This window comes from Cellulomonas fimi, from assembly GCF_028527925.1.
Taxonomy (GTDB): Bacteria; Actinomycetota; Actinomycetes; order Actinomycetales; family Cellulomonadaceae; genus Cellulomonas; species Cellulomonas fimi_C.
On sequence record NZ_JAPESW010000046.1, the window covers coordinates 1 to 21,052 of the forward strand.

Sequence of the window (21,052 nt, forward strand, 5' to 3'; positions counted from 1 at the left end):
GCTCGACGGTGTCGACCTGCGCGCCCGGGCCGGTGCGGTCACGGCACTCGTCGGACCGAACGGCTCGGGCAAGACGACGCTCCTGCTCGTGCTCGCCGGCCTGCTCGTCCCCGACGAGGGGCGCGTGCTCGTCGCCGGTCACGACCCCGTCGCGGACGGACCCGCCGCCCGTGCCCGCACCGGCTGGATGCCCGACGCGTTCGGCACGTGGGACTCGCTCACCGCACGCGAGGTGCTCGGGACGTTCGCGGCGGCGTACCGGCTCCCGAAGGCGCGGGCCGACGAGCGCGTCGACGAGCTGCTCGCGACCGTGCACCTGTCGGAGTTCGCCGACCGGCCCGCGAGCGTCCTGTCGCGCGGGCAGAAGCAGCGGCTGGGGCTCGCGCGGGCGCTCGTGCACGACCCGCACGTGCTGCTCCTCGACGAGCCCGCGAGCGGCCTCGACCCTCGCTCGCGCGTCGACCTGCGGCTGCTCCTGCGTCGCCTCGCGGACGAGGGCCGCACGATCCTCGTGTCGAGCCACGTCCTGTCCGAGCTCGAGGAGATGGCCGACGACGCGGTCTTCCTGTCGAAGGGCCGCACCGTCGTCGACTCGTGGTCCGCCGACGCCGCCCCGACGTCCACCCGCCCGTTCCACCTCAAGACGCTCGCGGCCGGCCCGCTCGCCGCCTGGCTCGCGACCGCCGGCGTCACCTGGCGACCCGACGGTCCGACCGTCGAGACCGCGCCCGACCGGCCCTCCGGGGTCCTGGTCGACGTCACCGACGACGCCGACGCCGCCCGCGTCCTGCGCGCCGCCGTGACCGCGGGGGTCGACGTCACGTCGTTCGCCCCCGTCGTCGGCCGGCTCGAGCAGGCCTACCTGGACCTCGAGGAGGAGCGCCGATGAGCGTCACGCCCGTCGACCTCGACGACGACGCCGCCACGACCCCACCGCCCGTCCCGTCGGGCCGCCGCTCCGCGACCTGGGGGCTCACCTGGCACGGCGTGCGGACCGTCGCCGCGCTCGAGCTGCGTCAGCGGGTGCGGTCCACCCGCTGGGTCGTCGCACTCGTCGTCTGGTTCCTGGTCGTCGGCGCCCTCACGTTCCTCGTCACCGGCGCGATCGGGATGATCGACGAGCAGGGTCTGGAACGCGGCGCGATCGCGTTCGGCGCCGTCACGATGCTCGTCCTCGGGCTCGGGCTCCTCGTCACGCCGACGCTCACGTCGACCGCGATCAACGGCGACCGCGCCGCCGGGACGCTGGCGACGCTGCAGGTCACGCTGCTGACGCCCGCCGAGATCGCCGCCGGCAAGCTGCTCGCCGCATGGGCCGCCGCGTGCGCGTTCCTCGTCGCGAGCGTCCCGTTCCTCGTGCTCACCCTGTTCCTCGGCGACACGCCGCCGACGTCGCTCCTGGCCGTGCTGCTGCTCGTCGCGGTCCTGCTCGCGACCGTCTGCGGGATGGGCCTCGGCTGGTCGGCGCTCGTGTCGCGCACAGCCGGGTCGACCGTCCTCACGTTCGTCACCGTCGCCGCGCTCACCGTCTTCACACCGATGCTCTTCGGCCTGACGCTGCCGGTCGTCACGACCACGGAGGACGTGCGGGTCTACGGTGTGCCGCCGCAGGGCGTCGAGGCCGACCTCATGCAGTGCGAGGAGTTCACGCAGGAGTCGTCGGTGTCGCACACCGAGCGCACGTGGTGGCTGCTCGGCGCGAACCCCTTCGTGGTCGTCGCCGACGCCGTCCCTGCGACGACCGACACGACCGTGCCGCCGTCGGAGCCGCTCGGGGCGATCCGCGAGGGCGTCCGCGACCTTCGCGACGGCCCGCCCGCAGTCGTGGACTGGTGCTGGATCGACGACGCCAGCCCGGCCGACTCGACGGCGAGCCACAACACCACGCCCGTGTGGCCGTTCGGCCTCGCGCTCCACCTCCTGCTCGGCGCCGCAGGCTTCGCCGTCGCCGTCCGCCGCCTCCGCGTCCCGCAGCACCAGCTGGCCCGCGGCACCCGCGTCGCCTGACCGGACCCCCGTCCGGCGATCGTCCTCGACGGGCGGGGGACGGGTGTCAGGCAGGCGCGCGTAAGGCCACGTCCGTCAGGACTGGAGCGCGTCGTACTCCGCCTCGGCGGCGACGTCGTCGTCCACGTCCAGACGCAGGTGCGCGAGCATCGTCTGGATGACGCGCAGCAGGCCCGACGCGCGCTCGCCCCAGTCCGACAGGTACGAGAACTGCCACCACCACAGGGCCTCGGTCACCGAGCCCGCCTCGTAGTGCCGCAGCCCCTGCGCGAGCGCCTGCGCGATCGCGACGAGGTCGCCCGACACCGACGACTGCTCGAGCTCGGGCGTCACCAGCGGGTCGACGACCTCGGCGTACTCGTCGATGCCCTCGAACACGTTCGCGAGCGCCGCGCGCAGCGGGTCGACGTCCGGGTCCGGGCCGCGGTCCGGCTCGAACCGCTCCGCCGGGACGACGTCCGTCGTCGCACCCAGCCGCGCGCCCACCGCGAGCACGTCGGACACCGCGAGCAGCAGCAGCGGCAGCGTCGCCTCCGGGGTCGTGCCCGCCGCGACCTCCGTCACCGTCGTCAGGTAGCTGCGGGACTCGTCCGCGACCGCACGCGCCAGCTCCAGCAGGTCGGCGTCCGCCGTCGTCGCCTTCACCGTGTCCATCGGACCACCCTCCCCGTCGTCGCGTCCCGTCGCCGGGCCGCGTCAGGCGCTGATGCGCCGTCGTCCCTCGAACGCACGCCCGAGCGTGACCTCGTCCGCGTACTCCAGGTCCCCGCCGACGGGCAGACCCGACGCGAGCCGGCTCACGGTCAGCCCCATCGGCACGAGCAGGCGCGCCAGGTACGTCGCCGTCGCCTCGCCCTCGACGTTCGGGTCCGTCGCGAGGATCACCTCGGTCACCGTGCCGTCGGCCAGCCGGGTCATGAGCTGCGCGATGCGCAGGTCGTCCGGGCCGACGCCCGCGATCGGGTTGATGGCCCCGCCGAGCACGTGGTACCTCCCGCGGAACTCGCGGGTCCGCTCGATCGCGACGACGTCCTTGGGCTCCTCGACGACGCACAGCGTCGTGGGCGACCGGCGCGGGTCTCGGCAGATGCGGCACTGGTCCTCCTGCGCGACGTTGCCGCAGATCTCGCAGAACCGGACCCGTCGCTTGACCTCGACGAGCGCGTCCGACAGCCGCCGCACGTCCGCCGGGTCCGCCGCGAGGATGTGGAACGCGATGCGCTGGGCGCTCTTGGGACCGACGCCGGGCAGCCGCCCGAGCTCGTCGATCAGGTCCTGGACCGCGCCCTCGTACACGCACCCAGCCTACGGTGTGGCGGGCGCGACCCCGTGGTGCCGCAGGTCACGCGTCGCCGCGCACGGCGGGCGTCAGCCCTGGGGGTCGTCGAACTGCTCGTCGATGACCGTGCCGCCCAGGAGCTGGGCGACGAGCGGGGCGCCGACCAGCGACGACGAGGTGATGTCCGGGTCGTCGGGCGACGGCTCGTCGACCTCGTGCCGGGCAGCAGACCGCGCCGCCGACTCGCGCGCGGCCGCCGCCATCCCGCGCTCGCGCGCGGACGGGGGCACGTCCGGCGGGGGCTCCGGCAGGCCGGGCTCGCCGGGGTCGTCGTCCGGGGGCTCGGCGAGCGGGGCGTCGTCGTCCCACGAGGCCGCAGCCTCGGCGGCGCTCACGACACCGCGCGGCACGGGCACCGGGGCGGGCGCCGTCGCGACAGCCGTCGCCGTCCCGGACGCAGTGCCAGGGGCGCCGGCGCTCGACGGTCCGCCCGGTCCGGCACCGGACGCCGCTCCGCCGTCGCGCTCGGCACCTCCAGGGCCGGCGGGCGCTCCCGCACGAGGGGCGGCAGCAGGTCCCGACGTCGCACCGCCGCGAGAGCCCTCGGCAGGCGACCCGCCCGTCGGCGCGGGACCTGAGGACGGCGCAGCCGACGGACCGGGACCGGACGGACGTCCGCCCCCGTTCGCCGGCCCGGACCCGGGCTCGCCGAGGATCCCCTCGACGCGGACGTCGAAGCCGAGCGTCTCGCGCACCGCGCGGGCGACCACGTCGGCGTGCGCACCGTTGCGGAACGTCGCCGCGAGCTGCGGGGTCGTGAACGACAGCCGCAGCGTCGTCGCGTCGAGCTCCGCGACCTGCGCGTTGCGCGGGTCGACGAGCGCCCACGTGACGCGCCGCAGCCCCTTGACCGTCTCGAGCACCTCGGGCCAGCGGCGACGCAGCACCTCCGTGTCCCGCGACCCGCCGGCCGCGGCGGTGGCCGGGGCGAGGCTCGCGGGTGGGGGTGTCTCGGCGGGCGCGGGTGCCTCCGTGGGCGCGGTGACGGGCTCGCCATGCCCCGTGACCGGCTCGGGCTGGGTCGAGGGACGGTCCGCAGACGCCTCGGCGGGAGGCCGTGCCGCCTCCTCGGCCGGCTCCTGGTCCTCCGACAGGCCGGGGGTCTCGGCAGACGGCGATGCGGCCGCCGCCAGGTCCGGGGGCACAGCGGTCGCGTCGTCGGGACCGGTCTCCTCCGTGGCGGGGGTCGTCGCGTCGTCCGCACCGGGCTGGTCGTCCGCGGGGCTCCCCGAGCGGTCCCCACCGGTCGAGCCGGCAGGGGTCGTCGTCGGGGCGTCCGCGGCCACGGTCGAACCCGCTGCACCCACGGGCGACGCAGGTGCCGACCCGGTCGGCCCGGCGGGCACCTGCACGTCGGGCCATGTGTCGTCCTCGGCCGACGGACGCGGCTCCTCGGCCGCGGGCGCGCTGGCCGACGCGGGCACGGCGACGGGAGCGGCCTGGTCGGTCGGGCGACCGGCAGGTGCGGGAGCGTCCTGGTCGGTCGGGCGACCCGCGGACGCGGGCGCGGCCTGGTCGGTCGAGCGACCGGTGCCCGACGTCGGCGCGGCGGCGCCGCGGTTCGCGAGCGCCTCCCGCACCGCGGCGGCACCACGGGCACCGCCGGGGGTGGGCGCGGGCGCGTCGTCGGGGCGCGCGACGGGCACTGCGGGCGTCTCCGCGTCGCCGGGACCGACCAGACGGGCGGACGCGAACGCGGCGCCGTCGGCGGGGAGCCCGCGCTCGAGCCGGTCGAGGCGCGCGCCGAGACCCGAGCGCGTGTCGTCGGCGGCGGGCAGCAGCAGCCGGGCCATGAGCAGCTCGAGGTGCAGGCGCGGCGAGGTCGCGCCCGTCATCTCCGTGAGCGCGGCGTTCGCGAGGTCGGCGGACCGCGAGAGCTCGGACGCGCCGAGGTGCTGGGCCTGCAGGCGCATGCGGGCGAGCTGGTCGGCGGGCACGTCGCGCAGGGCGGCCGCGGCGGCGTCGCCGGACGCGGCGATGACGATGAGGTCGCGCAGGCGCTCGAGGAGGTCCTCGACGAAGCGGCGGGGCTCGTGGCCGGTCGTGATCACGCGCTCGACGACGCGGAACGCGGACCCGCCGTCGCGTGCGGCGATCGCCTCGACGAGGTCGTCGAGGAGCGCGGCCGGGGTGTAGCCGAGCAGCGCGGCGGCGTCGTCGTAGTCGAGACCGCCCTCGCCGGAGCCGGCGATGAGCTGGTCGAGCACCGAGAGCGTGTCGCGCACCGAGCCGCCGCCCGCGCGCACGACGAGCGGCAGCACGCCCGACCCGACCGGCACGCCCTCGCTCGCGCAGAGCTGCTCGAGGTACGGCACCAGCACGTCCGGCGGGACGAGGCGGAACGGGTAGTGGTGCGTGCGCGAGCGGATCGTGCCGATGACCTTGTCCGGCTCGGTCGTCGCGAAGATGAACTTGATGTGCGGCGGGGGCTCCTCGACGATCTTGAGCAGCGCGTTGAAGCCCTGCGGCGTGACCATGTGGGCCTCGTCGAGGATGAAGACCTTGAACCGGTCGCGCGCGGGCGCGAACGTCGCGCGCTCGCGCAGCTCGCGGGCGTCGTCGACGCCGCCGTGGCTGGCCGCGTCGATCTCGACCACGTCGAGGCTCCCCGGGCCGCCGCGCGCGAGCTCGACGCACGACGGGCACGTGCCGCACGGGGTGTCCGTCGGGCTGGCCTCGGTGTTGGTCTCGCAGTTGAGGATGCGCGCGAGGATGCGGGCCGACGTCGTCTTGCCGCAGCCGCGCGGGCCGCTGAACAGGTACGCGTGGTTGACCTGGCCGCTGCGCAGCGCCTGCCGCAGGGGTGCGGTGACGTGGTCCTGACCGATGACCTCGGCGAAGTTCTCGGGCCGGTAGCGGCGGTACAGGGCTGTCGTCACGCGAGAACCCTAGACGCCCCCACCCACGCGCGGGAGCGCCCGTCCCCCGGCCTGCACGGACGCGGGGCGACGCCGGCGACCCGCCTCCGGCGGTCCGGTCAGCCGAGCAGCACGACGCCCGCGAGGACCAGCACGACGACCGCCCCGACCGGCGACGCCCACGACCGCCCCCGCTCCCCGACGACCCGCCCGAGCGCACCCGACACCACGCCGAGGACCGTCTGCCACGCCGCCGACGCGAGCCCCGCACCCGCCACGAACAGCGCGCCCGCGACGAGCACCGACGACCCGTCCGCTCCGAGCCGCGCCGCGAGACCGACGGCGACCGTCGCGAAGATCAGCAGCGTCGCGGGGTTCACGATGGTCAGCCCGACGAACCGCACGTACGCCGCTGCGGGGGTCGGTCGCGTGACCCACGCCCGGGACGACGTCGCCATCGGCGGTTCGCCCTGCGCGGCGGTACCGCTCCGGGGGCCGGGCCGGTCGACGTCGGCCGCGGTGCTCGCGCCGCCCGGAGTCCCGACGGACGAGGCCACGAGAGGCACGGCCGACCCGTGCTCCAGGACCGGAGCTGCGGCCTCCGTCGTCGACGTGCGCGCGGTCGGCGCGATGTCGGTCGGCCGCGCTGCGCCGTCGACGCGTGCCGCCCGGTCACGCCACCACGCACGCAGCGCTCCCGCCGCGACGACGACGAGCACCGCGGCCGTCACCCACCGCACGACGTCCTCGTGCTGCGCGACGACCCGCCCGACGGGCGCCCCGGCGGCGACGGCGACGGTCGCGTAGAGCAGGTCGACGGTCGCGACGCCCAGCCCGGCGCCGATCGCGACGCGGGTCCCGTGCACGACGCCCTCCCGCAGCAGCAGCACCCCGATCGGCCCGACGGGCACGGCGACGGCGAGCCCGGCGAGCGCGCCGAGCAGCAGGGCGGAGGTCACGTCCACGCGGACCAGGATCGTCCCGTCGTGCGGTGCGCGTCGACGGTCCGCTGCGCACGTCGCCGTTGGACTGCGAGGATGTGCGCCGTGGACGTCATCGACGACGCGATCCTCCGGGAGCTGACCGCGGATGCGCGGTTGCCGTTCCGCGAGCTCGGCGCCCGCGTCGGCCTCTCCGCCAACGCGGCCGCCGCGCGCGTGCGCCGTCTGGTCGACGACGGCACCATCCGCGGCTTCACGATCCTCACCGGCCGCGGACCGGCCGGTGCGCCCGTCGGCGGGCTCGAGGTCTTCATCGAGGTCCGCCTGGCGTCCGAGACGACGAACGAGGACTTCCAGACGGCGCTGCGTCGCGCGCCCGGCTTCCCGCAGGTGCTCGACGCGGTGCACGTGACCGGCTCGTACGACTACCTGCTGCACGCCCTCGTCGCGGACCCCGCGTCGCTCGACCGCCTCGTCCGGCGCCTCAAGCGCGAGGCGGGCGCCGCGCAGACGTTCACGCGCCTCGCCCTGCGCGACCCCGAGCCCGGATGACGCGCCGTCGTCCCCACGGGTTCACCCCGCCCGCGGGACGTCCGTCCCTGTCGAGCGGCGCGCGCCCGTCGATAGGTTCGACGACGGCTCACGACGCGGGAGAGGCAGCAGGGGATGACGTTCTGGCACACGACCGTCCTGGTGCTGGGCGCCGCGGGCTTCGTCCTCGCGCTCGTCGTGGTCGCCGCCGCCGGCTCCCACCTCGCGCAGTGGACGCGACGGGAGCGCTCGTCCCCCGAGGCGTGACCCGACCGCCCGGGGACGTGAAGGACCCCTCGCACACCCGCCAGAGCTCACCTGCCCTTGCTGCCTTCCGGCCCTGGGGGGGTTCAGCGAGATGACGCCGCACGAGGGGTCTGCCCACCAGCCTAACGGACGTCGGGACGCGCTCGCGCACGGCCCCCACCCCCCACCGGCCACCGAGCGGCCCCGCGGCCGCCGTCAGTCCAGGACGTGCCGCAGGTAGCGCCGCGGGTCGTCGAGGAACCCCTGCCACCGCAGCACGAGGTCCAGCTCCTCCCACGCGCACCGCCGCATCCCCCACTCGCCGACCTCCCAGATCGTCGCGCCGGGCAGGGCTGCGAGGATCGGCGAGTGCGTCGACAGGACGACCTGCGACCCGGGGGACCGGGCGAGGTCGTGCAGGTGCGCGAGGAGCGCGAGGCAGCCGGTGAACGACAGCGCCGCCTCGGGCTCGTCGAGCAGGTACAGGCCCGGCTTGAACATGCGGTCGCCGACGAGCGACAGGAACGACTCGCCGTGCGACATCTCGTGGAACCGCGGCTCCGGGCGCGTGCCCGGGTTCTCCTCGAGGTACGTGTAGAAGGAGTGCATCGTCTCGGCGCGGAGGAAGAAGCCGAACCGCCCGGCGCCGACGTCGCGCTCGAGCCGGAACCGCAGCTCCGCCTCCGACGGGCGCGTCGAGTGCGCGGACCCGATCGACCCGCCCTCGGGTCCCATGTCGCGGCTCAGGGCGAGCGCCTCGACGAGCGTCGACTTCCCGGCACCGTTCTCCCCGACGAGGATCGTCACCGGGTCGAGGTCCCAGCCCTCCTCCATCACCTGCCGCACCGCGGGGATGCGGGCATACCAGGGGGCGTCCTCGTCGTCGGGCGCGCCCGACGGCTGCACGCGTCGCACGGGCAGCGGACGGTCGAGGCTCACGCCGCAGGTGTACCGGGCGGGCGGGCGGCCGTCCAGCGGGTGTGCGCGGCGGTCGACCGGGCCACACTCGGTGGGGTGAGCAGCGACGGCATCCCCGGACCCGCGGCCGAGCCCGCTCCCCCGCCCGCGCCGGGGGCGGAGCGGTACGACTACGACCTCGTCGCCGTCGGCTCCGGGCCGGGCGGCCAGAAGGCGGCGATCGCGGCCGCGAAGCTCGGGCACCGCGTCGCGGTCGTCGAGCGGCGGCACATGATGGGCGGCGTCTCCGTCAACACCGGCACGATCCCGTCGAAGACGCTGCGGGAGGCCGTGCTCTACCTGACCGGCATGGCGCAGCGCGACGTGTACGGCGCGAGCTACCGCGTCAAGAGCGACATCACGATCGAGGACCTGTTCGCCCGCACGCAGCACGTCATCGGGCGCGAGATCGAGGTCGTCCGGGCGCAGCTGCTGCGCAACCACGTCGACCTGCACGCGGGCGCCGCGGCGTTCGTCGACCCGCACACCGTCGAGGTCACCGACGACGACGGGCGGCGCACCCGGTTCTCGGGCCGGTTCCTCGTGATCGCGACCGGCTCGCGGCCGCACCGCCCCGACACCGTGCAGTTCGACGAGCGGACCGTCGTCGACTCCGACGGCGTCCTCGCGCTCGACCGGGTGCCCGGGTCCATGGTCGTCGTCGGCGCCGGGATCATCGGCATCGAGTACGCGTCGATGTTCGCCGCGCTCGGCACGCGCGTGACGATCGTCGACAAGCGACCCACGATCCTCGAGATGTGCGACCCCGAGGTCGTCGAGTCGCTCAAGTTCCACCTGCGCGACCTGTCGGTGTCGTTCCGGCTCGGCGAGGAGGTCGCCGGGGTCGACACCGGTCCGCGCGGCACGGTCACGCGGCTCGCGTCGGGCAAGAAGATCGCCGCCGACACCGTCATGTACTCCGCGGGCCGGCAGGGGCAGACGGCCGCCCTGCATCTCGAGGCCGCCGGGCTCGAGGCGGACAGGCGCGGGCGCATCGTCGTCGACGGCGACTACCGCACGAAGGTGCCGCACATCTTCGCCGTCGGCGACGTCATCGGGTTCCCCGCGCTCGCGGCCACGTCGATGGACCAGGGCCGGCTCGCCGCGTACCGGGCGTTCGACGAGCCCGCGCGCGAGCTCGCGTCCGTGCAGCCCATCGGCATCTACACGATCCCCGAGATCTCCTATTGCGGTCGCACGGAGGACGAGCTGACGCGCGACTCCGTGCCCTACGAGGTGGGCGTCGCGCGGTACCGCGAGCTCGCGCGCGGGCAGATCGTCGGCGACTCGTACGGGATGCTCAAGCTGCTCGTCCACACCGACACCCGCGAGCTGCTCGGCGTCCACATCTTCGGGACGTCCGCGACGGACCTCGTGCACATCGGGCAGGCGATCATGGCGTGCGGCGGCACGATCGACTACCTCGTCGACACCGTCCTCAACTACCCGACGCTGTCCGAGGCGTACAAGGTCGCGGCGCTCGACGCGACCAACAAGATCCGCGCGGTCGCGCGGTTCGGCGAGGTCTGAGCGGCCCGTCGGGACCCGGCACCGTCGCGCACGCGGGCGGGCCGCCGGCGGGCGCTCGGCAGGGCGTCAGGCCTGGTCGCCCGTGGTGCCCTCGTACAGCCCGAGCTGGTTGCCCTCGGAGTCCTCGAACACCGCCCACCAGCTCGTCGGCGTGATCTCCTCCTTGCCGCGCACGACCCTGCCGCCGTTCGCCTCGACCGCCGCGAGCGCGGCGTCGATCGAGTCGACCTCGATCGTCGACCGCGGGACCTGCAGGTCACCGCCGCGCGGCCCGAACCCGCCCCCGCTGATCTTGTTCGGGGCCTGCCACATCGGGTACCCCTCGAACCCGGGGAACTCCTTGACGTCCCAGCCGAACACCGTCCGGTAGAACGCCGTCGCCCGCTCCAGGTCGTCCGCGGGGATGTCGAGGTGCGTGATGTCGCCGTGCGCCATGGCCGTCGCTCCGCTCGTCGCGCTCGTCGCCCGCCGCCGTCCGCGCCGGGCCGGACGCCGCCAGACTAGGGGCGACGGGCGGGCCGCCGCAGCCCGTGCATGAGCGGTCCGCGGGGTCCGAGCCGCACCCCGCCGACGTGCGTGAAGCCGCGCGCCACGTAGAACGCGACGTTGCTCTCGAGCGTCGTGTTGACGTGCGCCGGCAGGTGGTCCGGGACGCCCGCGAGCCCGGCCTCGACCGGCGCCGCACCGAGCCCGTACCCCCGCCGGTCGGCGTCGACGCCCAGGAAGTGCAGGAGCGCATGCGGCTCGTCGGGGAGCAGGTCGTGCATGGCCGCGAACCCCTCCCGCACCAGCACGACGCGGTCCGCGGGCAGCAGCAGCCCGAGGGTCGACGGCCCGGGCAGCGCCGGACCGCCGTCCGCGCCCGCGGGCTCCGTGCCCGGCACGCGCCACGCCGCCGCACCCACGGCCCGGCGGTCGTCGACCGCGAGCCACGCGTTGCCGGCGAGCACGTACTCCTCGATCGCGCCCCACAGGAAGGCCGCGACCGCCGCCGACCGGTCCGCCCGCAGGCCGAAGATCCAGTCCATGAGCGGGTCGTGCGCGAGCGCCCGCGCGAGCACCGTCCGCGTCGCCGCGAGGTCCGCCGGACGAGCCCGGCGGATGCGCACCCCCTCGACCGTGGCCACGTCGTCGTCAGCGTCCTGCGCCAGCACCATCGCGCCCTCCTCGTCGCCGCGTCCTCGACCGACACCCATCGTGGCCGCCCGACCCCGTCCCCGTCGCCCGTTTCGGAGATCGCGGTCGGGTCGAGTACCCTGGGCCCGCCTGGAGGATTCGCCTAGTGGCCTATGGCGCACGCTTGGAAAGCGTGTTGGGTGAAAGCCCTCGGGGGTTCGAATCCCCCATCCTCCGCCGCCCGAAGGGCCCGAGCTGACACCGTGCAGCGCGGGCCTTTCGTCGTCCCGCACGCGGCACGCGGCGCCCGTCGACGGTCCACACCCCGAACGGGCCCGCGCGACGCCCTCCCGGTGGGACGATCCGCGCATGACGACGACCGAGACGCCGGCCACGGTGGCCACCGAGCCGGACGGGACGCCGTCGCCCCGGTACGCGCAGTGGTGGCGGCGGGCGGTCGCGTCGGTCGCGGACGGTCTGCTGGTGGCGGCCGTCGCGTGGCTCGCCACGGGGTCGTTCGCGCCCGTGCCGTTCCGCCCGGTGCCGTCGCTGCCGCTGTCGGGGGTGCCCGAGATCGAGCCGGACGGGCGGTTCTCGTGGTGGACGTGCGGCGCGGTCGTCGTGCTGCTCGTGCTCCAGTCGTTCACCGGGATGACGCCCGGCAAGGCGATGGTGGGCGTCCGCGTGGTGCGGGAACGCGACGGGGCGCCCGCGGGGCTGCCCGTGACGGTGGTGCGCGACGTGCTGCACGTGCTCGACTGGATCCTGCTGGTCGGGTGGCTGCGGCCGCTGTGGCACGCCCGACGCCAGACGTTCGCGGACTCCGTCGTCCGGACCGTCGTGGTGCGCGCCCGGGTGGACGTGCCCGTGCCGATCGTCGTCGGCGTCGCGACCGTCACCGTCGGGGCGCTGGTGCTCGCTCCCTCGGTCACCGAGAGCGGCGAGACGGCCGTCTCGTGCACGCTCCCGGCCGACCACGCCTCGGGGATCGCGACGTTGTCGGCGCGCGAGCCCGGCGACGTGTGGGTGACGCGGCTCGGGATCCGCCGCCTGTCGCCCGCGCAGCCGCCCGTCGTCCTGTCGTGGACACCTGCCGCGGGCGCCCCGACGGACGGCACGACGCTCGCCGTCGCACTGGTGGGACGCGGCGACGACGTGACCTGGCACGCGACCGTGGACTTCCACGACGGTGCCGCGTGGACCGACGACGTGACGCAGGTGCCGGAGCTCCTGATCCCGCGCAGCGTCGTCGACGACGCGGGGGACGGCGCGATGCTCGAGGTCGCAGCGGAGACGGGCGGCTCGTCCGAGACGCTGTGCGGGATGGGCTTCGGTTCCGACGGGTCCGAGCCACCCGCGTCGCCGCGCGTCGACCGGTGACGTGAGCCGGGAGCACCCGGACGCGCCGACCCGTCGCACCGTGGCCTACATTGACGCGGACGACCGCACGCACCCGCGGGCTCCGACCGCGGACGACGACGGAGGCGACATGACCGACGAGACGCGCTCGAACCTCGACGCCCGGCTGCAGCGGCACGGGTTCGCCCGGGACGTGCACCGCGGGCTGGCCAAGGGCATCGGCTTCCTCCCCGTGAGCGACGAGACGAAGTCGATGCTGACGACGCGCAGCGGCGAGGTCGTCGCGATCGCCGCGGAGACCGGCGTCGCGCTCGCGAACGGTGCGGTCGTCGCGGGCAAGGGCGCCGTCGACGCCGCCCGCGAGGGCTACCACGCGTTCGAGGAGAAGCGCGAGGAGGAGGCGGCGGCGGCGAAGCGGCCGTTCTCCATCGTGACGGCACAGCCCGAGACGCCCGAGGCGTCGTCGCCCGCCAGCCCCGGCCCGGAGGGCGAGGGCGACCTGGTGGAGCGGCTCGAGCGCCTGGGGTCGCTGCGTGCCGCGGGCCACCTGTCGGACGCGGAGTTCGAGGCGGCGAAGGCGCGCCTGCTGTCCGACGGCTGAGCCCGGACGCCACGACGGCACGAGCCGCGCGCGGGTGCCGGCACGCCGTCGTGCCTGGCCAGCGACCTGCGTGCGACGGACTCACCCGCGAGCATGACCGGTCGCGGTTCACCGCACGCGAGAAGCGTCTCTGACGTACCGTGGAAGGGACATCGCAGCACAGGCCCCGGCAACGGACCGCGCCGGGGCCTCGTCGTATCAGTCGAGCCAAGGCGATCCGGCGACGCATGCACGAGACTCCGTCGCCTCGCGCCTCGCCGCGTCCGCGCCCGGACCCGACTGGACGGACAGCCCGATGAGCACGACCGCCTTCCCCCACCCCGCACCCGTCGACGGCTCCGCCGGCTCTCGCCGGCGCGCGGTCAGCGACTTCACCGAGCTGGCGCACGCCGTGCAGGCCGCCGGCCTCATGGCCCGCCGCCCGGGCCACTACGCGGCCCGCCTCTCGGGTGCGTGCGTCGCGATGATCGGCCTCGTCGTCGCCGTCGTGCTGGTCGGCGACTCGTGGTGGCAGGTCGCGGTCGCGGTCGTCGCGGCCGTCGTCCTCACGCAGGTCGCGTTCCTCGGTCACGACGCCGCGCACCGGCAGATCTTCGCGTCGGGCCGTGCGAACACGTGGACCAGCCTGATCCTGGCCAACCTGTTCGTCGGCCTGTCCTACGGCTGGTGGCACCACAAGCACACGCGGCACCACGCCAACCCGAACAAGGTCGGGACCGACCCGGACATCGACATGAAGGTCCTGTCGTTCACGCCCGAGCAGATCGCGAGCCGCGAGTCGGCGTGGTCGCGGTGGTACCTGGCGCGGCAGGGGTTCTTCTTCTTCCCGCTGCTGCTGCTCGAGGGCGTCGCGCTGCACGTCGCCGCGGTGCGGCGGGTCCTGTCGCGCGAGCCGCTCGAGCGTCGCGGGGTCGAGATCGCGCTGCTGTCCGTCCGGCTGATCGGAGCCCCCGCCCTGATGCTCGCGACGATGTCGCCGCTCAAGGCGCTCGTGGTCGCCGTCGTCCAGCTCGGGCTGTTCGGCTTCTACATGGGCGCGTCGTTCGCGCCGAACCACAAGGGCATGCCGCTGCTGCCCAAGGACGCACGCGTCGACTTCCTGCGTCGCCAGGTGCTGACCAGCCGCAACATCCGGGGCGGCCGCTGGGTCGATGTCCTCATGGGCGGGCTGAACCACCAGGTCGAGCACCACCTGTTCCCGTCGATGCCCCGCGCGACGCTGCGGCGGGCGCAGCCGATCGTCCGCGCCTACTGCGAGGCTCGCGGGATCCCGTACGCGCAGGTGTCGCTCGTGCGCTCGTACCGGATGATCGTCGACCACCTCAACACCGTCGGCCGCCCGGACCGCGACCTGTTCGCGTGCCCGATCACGGCCGCCTACCGCGCCTGACGACCCACGGGCCTCCGGGCGTCGATACCGCGCCGGCATGGCCGTGACGATCACCGTGCACGACGTCCCGGAGGCGGTTCGAGACGCGCTCGCCGCTCGCGCCGCACGCGACGGCCTGTCGCTCGACGGATACCTGCGAGAACGCCTCGTCGAGCTCGCCGCCCGCCCGACGGTGTCTGACGCCCTCCCCGGGATCCGTGCTCGCGCCCGCGCGTTCCCGCCGCTCGACGCGGTGCGCGTCGTCCGCGACCTCGACGCCGACCGACGGTGAACGCACGCGCGCCCGGGGCCGCCCGTGACGCAGAAGACGCCAGCATCGGCGAATAGATGACTTGTCTTATATAGGACCGGTCATCTATGGTCGGGACATGTCGCTGAAGCACGCCGTGCTCGGGTTCCTCTCGGTCGCACCGATGACGGGCTACGACCTGCGCAAGCACATGGAGGAGTCGGTCGCGCACTTCTGGCCGGCCGACCAGGCGCAGATCTACCGCACGCTCACCGTGCTGGCCGCCGACGGTCTCGTCGACGTCCGCACCATCCCGCAGGAGGGCCGCCCCGACCGGCGCGAGCACTCCATCACGCCCTCGGGCGAGGCCGAGCTCGACCGCTGGCTCGCCTCCCCCGTCGAGTACGTGCCGTCGCGCGAGTCTTTCCTCGTCCGCCTGTTCTTCGTCGGGCGCCTCGGCGTCGAGCAGGCGCGCGCGGTCCTGCACGAGCGCGCCGCCGAGGCCCGCGAGCTCGTCGCCGTCCTCGAGCACACGCGTCACCTCAACGACCAGGCCCTCGCGCAGGCGGGCGGCGACGTCCCGCTGCCCGTCCGCCTGCGGCTCGCCACGCTCGCCAACGGCCTGGTCCACGCCCGCGCCGAGCTCACCTGGGTGGAGGACCTGCTCACCGAGCTCGACGGCGCCTGACCACACGCCGGTCCCGGCACCGCACCACCGAACCCGAGTCGACACCGACACGGCTGCCGTTCCTGACCCCTGAACGGCAGCGGTGTCGGGCTCGACCGATCCCGCACACCTCCGCCCGCACGAGGAGAGCCGCCATGTCCACGTCCACCGCCACCCGCCCCGTCCGCACCCGCACACCCCGCCCCGCGTCCTGGCGCAACGTCACGATCTACGCCGTCGGGGTCATGGTGCTCTCCGTCCTCGGCGCGCTCGCCCTCGCCGGCGCGCAGGACAAGGCGACGAGCCCCGGCGCGCTGCTGTTCGTCCTGAGCCCGATCCTCATGGCGATCGCACTGCGCACGCTCGGCCGCGACGGCTGGGCCGACGCCGGGCTCGGGATCGGCCGCGAGCGCGGCTGGTACGTGTTCGGCGCCCTCTGGCTCCCCGCCGCGAGCGCGGTGGCCCTCGCGATCGGTGCCCTGACGGGCCGCGTGCACGCGGGCGACGGCGGGGTGTCCCTGTTCGCGACGCTCGTCGCGACCGGCCTGGTGGCGCGCACGCTGTTCGCGCTGTTCGAGGAGTGGGGCTGGCGCGGCTACCTGGAGCCGCGGCTCCAGGCGCTCGGTGTCCGCGGCCTGCGACGGCACCTCGCCGTCGGCGCGCTCTGGGCCGTCTGGCACGTGCCGTACATCCTCGCGATGGGGTCCGCGTACACCGACGTGCCGCTCGCGCTGCAGATCCCGCTGTTCACGGTCGCGGTCCTCGCGATGGCCGTCGTGCTCGGCGTCATGCGCGCCCGGACGGGCAGCGTGTGGCCGGCGGTCGTCGAGCACGGCGTCGCCAACGCGGTCGCGTTCGCACTGCTCGACGCGGGCGTCGTCCGCATCGACAGCCCGCTGGCCTTCGCGGCGCGGCCGGAGTCCCTCGTCGTCCTCCCGCTGCTGGTCCTGACGGCGGTGGTCGTCTGGCGCCGCTGGGGCGCGGACGACTGACGGATCCGCTGTCCGCCCGGCGCCTCGGAGAGCCGGAGCGACGGCGGGGTCGACGACGGGATCACACCAGACCGCTGACAGCGGGCCGATCGCGAGGCACGATGCCCAGGTGACGTCGAGCACCCCGGCCCTCACCACCCACCCCGACCGTGCGGAGACCGCCGCCGAGGACACCGCCCCGCGCCCCGCCCTGCTGTCCGTCGACGACGACCCCGCCGTCTCCCGGGCCGTCGCCCGCGACCTGCGCCGCCGCTACGGCGCGGGCTACCGGATCGTGCGCGCCGAGTCGGGCGACGCGGCGCTCGAGGCGCTGCGCGAGCTCAAGCTGCGCGGCGAGCAGGTCGCGGTGCTGCTCGCGGACCACCGGATGCCGGGGATGACGGGCATCGAGTTCCTGGAGCAGGCGATGGACCTGTTCCCGCAGGCCAGGCGGGTCCTCCTGACCGCGTACGCGGACACGGAGGCGGCCATCGACGCGGTCAACGTCGTCGACCTCGACCACTACCTGCTCAAGCCGTGGTCGCCGCCCGAGGAGAAGCTGTACCCGGTCATCGACGCGCAGCTCGACGCGTGGGCCGCGAGCGCACCGCCGCCCGTGCCGCAGGCGAAGGTCGTGGGGCACCGCTGGTCGGCGCGGTCGTCGGAGGTGCGGGAGTTCCTGGCCCGCAACCAGGTGTCGTACCGGTGGTTCTCGTCGGACTCGCCCGAGGGGCGCCGGCTGCTGGAGGCGGCGGGCGCGGACGAGTCGGCGGTGCCGCTCGTCGTGACGCCCGAGGGCGAGCCGCTGCGGGCGCCGGACGACGCGACGCTGGCCGCCCGCGTGGGCCTCTCGACGTCGCCCGCGACGGACTTCTACGACCTCGTGGTCGTGGGCGGTGGTCCGGCGGGACTGTCGGCGGCGCTGTACGGCGCGTCGGAGGGCCTGCGCACGGCCCTGATCGAACGTGTGGCCACCGGCGGTCAGGCGGGCCAGAGCTCGCGCATCGAGAACTACCTGGGCTTCCCCGACGGCGTCTCGGGCGCGCAGCTCACCGAGCGGGCGCGGCGGCAGGCGCTGCGGTTCGGCGCGGAGATCGTGCTCGCGGCGGACGTCGTCTCGCTCGAGGTCAACGGCGCGGCGCGGCACGTGCGGCTGGGCGACGGGAACGTCGTCGGGGCGCACACCGTCCTGCTCGCGAACGGCGTGTCGTACCGGGAGCTCGACGGTCCGGGCCTCGCGGCGCTCACCGGGCGCGGCGTCTACTACGGGTCGGCGCTCACCGAGGCGCCGGCGTGCACCGACCAGGACGTCTACATCGTCGGCGGGGCCAACTCCGCGGGGCAGTCGGCGATGCACCTGTCCCGCACGGCGCGGTCGGTCACGCTCGTCGTGCGCGGCGAGGGCCTGTCCGCGTCGATGTCGCACTACCTGATCGAGCAGATCGCGGCGAACCCCAAGGTGCACGTGCGCACGTGCTGCGAGGTCGTCGAGGCGATCGGCGACGAGCACCTGGAGCGGCTCGTGCTGCGCGACTCGACGACGGGCGAGAAGGAGGAGGTGCCGACGAGCCACCTCTTCGTCTTCATCGGCGCCGTCCCGCGCACCGACTGGCTCGACGGGACGGTCGCGCGCGACGAGCGCGGCTTCGTGCTGGCCGGGCCCGACCTGCTCGACGAGGGCCGACCGCCGAGCGGCTGGCCGCTCGACCGCCCGCCCTACCACCTGGAGACCAGCCGACCGGGGGTGTTCGTCGCGGGCGACGCCCGCGCCGAGTCGGCCAAGCGCGTCGCGTCCGCCGTGGGCGAGGGAGCGATGGCGGTCATGCTCGTCCACCGGTACCTGGAGCAGCTGTGACGACGACACCCGAACGCCTGCCCTGCGACATCGCGGAGCTCCGCACGCTCTTCCTGTTCGACAAGCTCGACGACGAGCAGCTGCTGTTCCTGTGCTCGCGCGGGCACGTCGAGCGGCAGGAGCCCGGCTTCGTGTTCCGCGAGGGCGAACCCGCCGACGCGTTCTACGTGCTGCTCGACGGGTCGCTCGCGCTGTACCGGCGGGTCGGCACCGACGACGTCGAGATCAGCCGCACGTCGCAGGTCGGCGTCTACGCGGGTGCGTGGCACGCGTACCTGCAGCAGCAGGAGGCGCGCAGCTACCTGCACTCGCTGCGCGTGCTGACGCCGTCGCGGTTCTACGTGCTGCCCGCCGCGGACTTCTCCGAGGTCATGCACACGTGGTTCCCCATGGCGATGCACCTGCTGGAGGGCCTGTTCTTCGGGCAGAAGAGCATGCAGACGGCGACGGCACAGCGGGAACGCCTGCTCGCGCTGGGCGCGCTCTCGGCGGGCCTCACGCACGAGCTCAACAACCCGGCGTCGGCTGCCACCCGCGCGACCGCGACCCTGCGCGAACGCGTGGCCCGGATGCGCAGCAAGCTCGCGCTCGTCGCGTCGGGCGCGTACGACCGCGACGAGCTCGTGCAGATCATCGAGCTGCAGGAGAAGGCCGTCGCCGCGCTGGAGGAGGCCCGCGGGCGCCCGCCGCTGTCGGCGCTCGAGACGTCGGACCGTGAGGATGACGTCGCGGACTGGCTCGACGACCACGGTGTCGGCGACAACAGCGAGATGGCGCACTCGTTCGTCGAGGCCGGCATCGACCCGCAGTGGCTCGAGGACCACGTCGGCGGCGTCCCGGAGAACGTCGTCGCGGGTGCCGCGCACTGGCTCGGCTACACGCTCGAGACCGAGCTGCTGATGAACGAGGTCGAGGACGCGACGACCCGCATCTCCACGCTCGTCGAGGCCGCGAAGCAGTACTCGCAGATCGGCCGCGCCGCGCAGCAGGAGGCCGACGTCCACGTCCTGCTCGACAGCACCCTGACGATGCTCGACGCCAAGCTCAAGGGCGTCGACGTCGTCCGGCACTACGACCGGTCGCTGCCGCCCGTGCTGGTGCACGGCGCCGAGCTCAACCAGGTCTGGACGAACCTCATCGACAACGCCCGCCAGGCGCTCGCCGAGATGCCGCCGGACCAGCGCAAGCTCACGATCACCACCCGGCGCGTCGAGGACTGGCTCGAGGTCGAGATCGCCGACAGCGGGCCCGGCATCCCGCCCGAGATCGTCGACCGCGTCTTCGAGCCGTTCTTCACGACCAAGCCCGTGGGGTCCGGCACCGGCCTCGGCCTCGACATCTCGTGGCGCATCGTCGTCGGCAAGCACCACGGCGACCTGCGCGTGACGTCCCAGCCGGGCGACACCCGCTTCGTCGTCCGGCTCCCCTACACCGCCCCGGAGGCCTCGTGAGCATCGACATCGACCCCACCGTCCCGCCGAGCGGCACCGGCTGCGCCGAGTGCGAGGCCGACGGCGGGTGGTGGGTGCACCTGCGTCGTTGCGCGCACTGCGGGCACGTCGGCTGCTGCGACACGTCCCCCGCGCAGCACGCGACCGCGCACTGGCGCGACACGGGCCACCGGTACATGCGCTCGTTCGAGCCCGGCGAGGACTGGTGGTGGGACTACGCCGACGGCGTGCCCGTCGACGGCCCGCCGCTCGCCCCGCCCCAGGCCCGCCCGGACGCGCAGCGCCCTCCGGCGCCGCGCGACCGCGTGCCCGAGAACTGGCGCGACCTCATCCACTGACCCGGGCGGCAGCGACGCGCGCGCGCAGCAGGTCCAGGTCCGCGCCGGGGAAGAGCCCCGCGGGGTAGGCGACCTGCCGTCGACCGTGCCGCTGGACGACGACCACCACGTCGGAGCAGAGGACCACGTCGCGGTAGGCCGCGTACGACGTGAGGGCCGTGCCGAGCGGTCCCTGCATCCAGATCCCGTCGGGCGTGAGGGCCGCGCGGAACGTCGTGCCCGCGGGGATCATCCGGGCCACCTGCCGACGCATCCGGTAGCGGCCGAGCGGCACGGCGAGGGCGACGGGGACGAGCCAGAGCAGCGTGGCCAGGGGCCGGCTGTCGAGCACGAGCGAGGACCCACCGACGACCAGCAGCAGACCGAGCAGCAAGCCCCACCCGGCGCGCGACCGGAGCATCCGCCGCTGGAGCACGGACACCACCCGGGCCGGATACCCGGCGTCGGACGTCCAGACCCGCACGGGGATCGCGGGGTCGTCGGGCGGCGGGAGCAGGGGGTCCACGCGCGGAGCCTAGGTGCGGGACGCCGTCGCCCGGGCGCGGTCCGCGCGATGTCACCTGGACGACCGAGCGCCCGGGACCTGGTCGGGGGTCCCGGGCGCTCGGGCCACCGGGAGGAGGAGGTCCGGCGGCGTCGCCGGCGGTGGGTGCCGGCGGGGTGGGT

At 74.8% G+C, this 21,052-nt stretch carries 22 protein-coding genes, 1 tRNA gene and 1 other RNA gene; 15 read left to right on the top strand and 9 right to left on the bottom strand.

Annotated features, from left to right (window positions below):
* Together OMK64_RS16480 and OMK64_RS16485 are read left to right on the top strand one after the other, a co-directional pair.
* The coding region (locus OMK64_RS16480; protein WP_272729445.1) for an ABC transporter ATP-binding protein at positions 1-889 on the top strand (889 nt) is incomplete at its 5' end.
* On the top strand, positions 886-2,007 hold the full coding sequence (locus OMK64_RS16485; RefSeq protein WP_272729446.1) for an ABC transporter permease: 1,122 nt from the start codon (positions 886-888) through the stop codon (positions 2,005-2,007). The genes OMK64_RS16480 and OMK64_RS16485, both read left to right, overlap by 4 nt.
* Positions 2,008-2,082: 75 nt before the next feature.
* Here the strand turns inward: OMK64_RS16485 and OMK64_RS16490 are convergent, their stop codons facing one another.
* From OMK64_RS16490 to OMK64_RS16505, 4 genes are all read right to left on the bottom strand, one after another.
* Positions 2,083-2,661 (bottom strand): DUF5063 domain-containing protein, encoded by a 579-nt coding sequence (locus OMK64_RS16490; RefSeq protein WP_168677595.1) that lies wholly within the window; start codon positions 2,659-2,661, stop codon positions 2,083-2,085.
* Between the two features lie 42 nt (positions 2,662-2,703).
* The gene (gene recR, locus OMK64_RS16495) at positions 2,704-3,303 is read right to left on the bottom strand and encodes a recombination mediator RecR (RefSeq protein ID WP_272729447.1); all 600 of its coding nucleotides are present in this window, start codon (positions 3,301-3,303) and stop codon (positions 2,704-2,706) included.
* 72 nt (positions 3,304-3,375) lie between these two features.
* Positions 3,376-6,225 carry a DNA polymerase III subunit gamma and tau gene (locus OMK64_RS16500; protein WP_272729448.1) on the bottom strand — a complete coding sequence of 950 codons (2,850 nt, stop codon included), beginning with the start codon at positions 6,223-6,225 and terminating at the stop codon, positions 3,376-3,378.
* A 98-nt stretch (positions 6,226-6,323) separates the two neighbouring features.
* A complete protein-coding gene (locus tag OMK64_RS16505; protein ID WP_272729449.1) occupies positions 6,324-7,169 on the bottom strand; it encodes a LysE family transporter in 846 nt (281 codons plus the stop codon).
* Between the two features lie 72 nt (positions 7,170-7,241).
* Between OMK64_RS16505 and OMK64_RS16510 the strand changes: the two genes are divergently transcribed.
* Entirely contained in the window at positions 7,242-7,697 is a 456-nt protein-coding gene (locus tag OMK64_RS16510; RefSeq protein ID WP_272729450.1) for an Lrp/AsnC family transcriptional regulator, read from the top strand.
* Between the two features lie 114 nt (positions 7,698-7,811).
* Positions 7,812-7,943: a hypothetical protein gene (locus OMK64_RS16515; RefSeq protein ID WP_272729451.1), complete on the top strand. Its 132-nt coding sequence runs from the start codon at positions 7,812-7,814 to the stop codon at positions 7,941-7,943.
* A gap of 17 nt (positions 7,944-7,960) precedes the next feature.
* Here the strand turns inward: OMK64_RS16515 and ffs are convergent.
* Together ffs and OMK64_RS16525 are read right to left on the bottom strand one after the other, a co-directional pair.
* Positions 7,961-8,057, bottom strand: an RNA gene (ffs, locus tag OMK64_RS16520) — signal recognition particle sRNA small type.
* 81 nt (positions 8,058-8,138) lie between these two features.
* Positions 8,139-8,861 carry an AAA family ATPase gene (locus tag OMK64_RS16525; RefSeq protein WP_272729452.1) on the bottom strand — a complete coding sequence of 241 codons (723 nt, stop codon included), beginning with the start codon at positions 8,859-8,861 and terminating at the stop codon, positions 8,139-8,141.
* A gap of 75 nt (positions 8,862-8,936) precedes the next feature.
* Between OMK64_RS16525 and sthA the strand changes: the two genes are divergently transcribed.
* A complete protein-coding gene (gene sthA / locus OMK64_RS16530) occupies positions 8,937-10,409 on the top strand; it encodes a Si-specific NAD(P)(+) transhydrogenase (protein WP_272729453.1) in 1,473 nt (490 codons plus the stop codon).
* Between the two features lie 66 nt (positions 10,410-10,475).
* Here the strand turns inward: sthA and OMK64_RS16535 are convergent, their stop codons facing one another.
* Together OMK64_RS16535 and OMK64_RS16540 are read right to left on the bottom strand one after the other, a co-directional pair.
* Entirely contained in the window at positions 10,476-10,844 is a 369-nt protein-coding gene (locus OMK64_RS16535; RefSeq protein WP_272729454.1) for a VOC family protein, read from the bottom strand.
* 65 nt (positions 10,845-10,909) lie between these two features.
* Positions 10,910-11,566, bottom strand: coding sequence for a GNAT family protein (locus OMK64_RS16540; protein WP_272729455.1), 657 nt, complete (start codon positions 11,564-11,566; stop codon positions 10,910-10,912).
* Positions 11,567-11,677: 111 nt separating this feature from the next.
* On the opposite strand from OMK64_RS16540, the gene OMK64_RS16545 reads away from it, so the two are divergent.
* The 10 genes from OMK64_RS16545 (at position 11,678) to OMK64_RS16590 (ending at position 20,386) form a co-directional block, all read left to right on the top strand.
* Positions 11,678-11,762 (top strand) — tRNA-Ser (locus OMK64_RS16545).
* A 132-nt stretch (positions 11,763-11,894) separates the two neighbouring features.
* Positions 11,895-12,905 carry an RDD family protein gene (locus tag OMK64_RS16550; RefSeq protein ID WP_272729456.1) on the top strand — a complete coding sequence of 337 codons (1,011 nt, stop codon included), beginning with the start codon at positions 11,895-11,897 and terminating at the stop codon, positions 12,903-12,905.
* A gap of 109 nt (positions 12,906-13,014) precedes the next feature.
* Positions 13,015-13,485: an SHOCT domain-containing protein gene (locus OMK64_RS16555; RefSeq protein WP_272729457.1), complete on the top strand. Its 471-nt coding sequence runs from the start codon at positions 13,015-13,017 to the stop codon at positions 13,483-13,485.
* A 295-nt stretch (positions 13,486-13,780) separates the two neighbouring features.
* On the top strand, positions 13,781-14,875 hold the full coding sequence (locus tag OMK64_RS16560; RefSeq protein WP_272729458.1) for a fatty acid desaturase family protein: 1,095 nt from the start codon (positions 13,781-13,783) through the stop codon (positions 14,873-14,875).
* A 37-nt stretch (positions 14,876-14,912) separates the two neighbouring features.
* Positions 14,913-15,146, top strand: coding sequence for a FitA-like ribbon-helix-helix domain-containing protein (locus tag OMK64_RS16565; RefSeq protein WP_272729459.1), 234 nt, complete (start codon positions 14,913-14,915; stop codon positions 15,144-15,146).
* A 97-nt stretch (positions 15,147-15,243) separates the two neighbouring features.
* Positions 15,244-15,792, top strand: a complete 549-nt coding sequence (locus tag OMK64_RS16570; protein WP_272729460.1) for a PadR family transcriptional regulator — start codon at positions 15,244-15,246, stop codon at positions 15,790-15,792.
* Positions 15,793-15,926: 134 nt separating this feature from the next.
* A complete protein-coding gene (locus OMK64_RS16575) occupies positions 15,927-16,763 on the top strand; it encodes a CPBP family intramembrane glutamic endopeptidase (RefSeq protein ID WP_272729461.1) in 837 nt (278 codons plus the stop codon).
* Between the two features lie 109 nt (positions 16,764-16,872).
* Positions 16,873-18,597, top strand: a complete 1,725-nt coding sequence (locus OMK64_RS16580; RefSeq protein ID WP_272729462.1) for an FAD-dependent oxidoreductase — start codon at positions 16,873-16,875, stop codon at positions 18,595-18,597.
* Positions 18,594-20,048 (top strand): ATP-binding protein, encoded by a 1,455-nt coding sequence (locus OMK64_RS16585; protein WP_272729463.1) that lies wholly within the window; start codon positions 18,594-18,596, stop codon positions 20,046-20,048. Before OMK64_RS16580 ends, OMK64_RS16585 begins: the two co-directional genes overlap by 4 nt.
* Complete coding sequence (locus OMK64_RS16590) at positions 20,045-20,386, top strand: UBP-type zinc finger domain-containing protein (RefSeq protein ID WP_272729464.1); 342 nt, start codon at positions 20,045-20,047, stop codon at positions 20,384-20,386. Before OMK64_RS16585 ends, OMK64_RS16590 begins: the two co-directional genes overlap by 4 nt.
* Here OMK64_RS16590 and OMK64_RS16595 read toward each other — a convergent pair.
* Positions 20,376-20,891 (bottom strand): hypothetical protein, encoded by a 516-nt coding sequence (locus tag OMK64_RS16595; protein ID WP_272729465.1) that lies wholly within the window; start codon positions 20,889-20,891, stop codon positions 20,376-20,378. The genes OMK64_RS16590 and OMK64_RS16595 overlap by 11 nt on opposite strands.
* Positions 20,892-21,052 lie beyond the last annotated feature (161 nt).

Bases quoted from the DNA above. Each gene is read 5' to 3' on its own strand.
- OMK64_RS16570 (WP_272729460.1), top strand. From the start codon at position 15,244: ATGTCGCTGAAGCACGCCGTGCTCGGGTTCCTCTCGGTCGCACCGATG.
- OMK64_RS16540 (WP_272729455.1), bottom strand. From the start codon at position 11,566: ATGGTGCTGGCGCAGGACGCTGACGACGACGTGGCCACGGTCGAGGGG.
- OMK64_RS16510 (WP_272729450.1), top strand. From the start codon at position 7,242: ATGTGCGCCGTGGACGTCATCGACGACGCGATCCTCCGGGAGCTGACC.
- OMK64_RS16550 (WP_272729456.1), top strand. From the start codon at position 11,895: ATGACGACGACCGAGACGCCGGCCACGGTGGCCACCGAGCCGGACGGG.
- OMK64_RS16515 (WP_272729451.1), top strand. From the start codon at position 7,812: ATGACGTTCTGGCACACGACCGTCCTGGTGCTGGGCGCCGCGGGCTTC.
- OMK64_RS16555 (WP_272729457.1), top strand. From the start codon at position 13,015: ATGACCGACGAGACGCGCTCGAACCTCGACGCCCGGCTGCAGCGGCAC.
- OMK64_RS16490 (WP_168677595.1), bottom strand. From the start codon at position 2,661: ATGGACACGGTGAAGGCGACGACGGCGGACGCCGACCTGCTGGAGCTG.
- OMK64_RS16485 (WP_272729446.1), top strand. From the start codon at position 886: ATGAGCGTCACGCCCGTCGACCTCGACGACGACGCCGCCACGACCCCA.
- OMK64_RS16560 (WP_272729458.1), top strand. From the start codon at position 13,781: ATGAGCACGACCGCCTTCCCCCACCCCGCACCCGTCGACGGCTCCGCC.
- OMK64_RS16575 (WP_272729461.1), top strand. From the start codon at position 15,927: ATGTCCACGTCCACCGCCACCCGCCCCGTCCGCACCCGCACACCCCGC.
- OMK64_RS16535 (WP_272729454.1), bottom strand. From the start codon at position 10,844: ATGGCGCACGGCGACATCACGCACCTCGACATCCCCGCGGACGACCTG.
- OMK64_RS16565 (WP_272729459.1), top strand. From the start codon at position 14,913: ATGGCCGTGACGATCACCGTGCACGACGTCCCGGAGGCGGTTCGAGAC.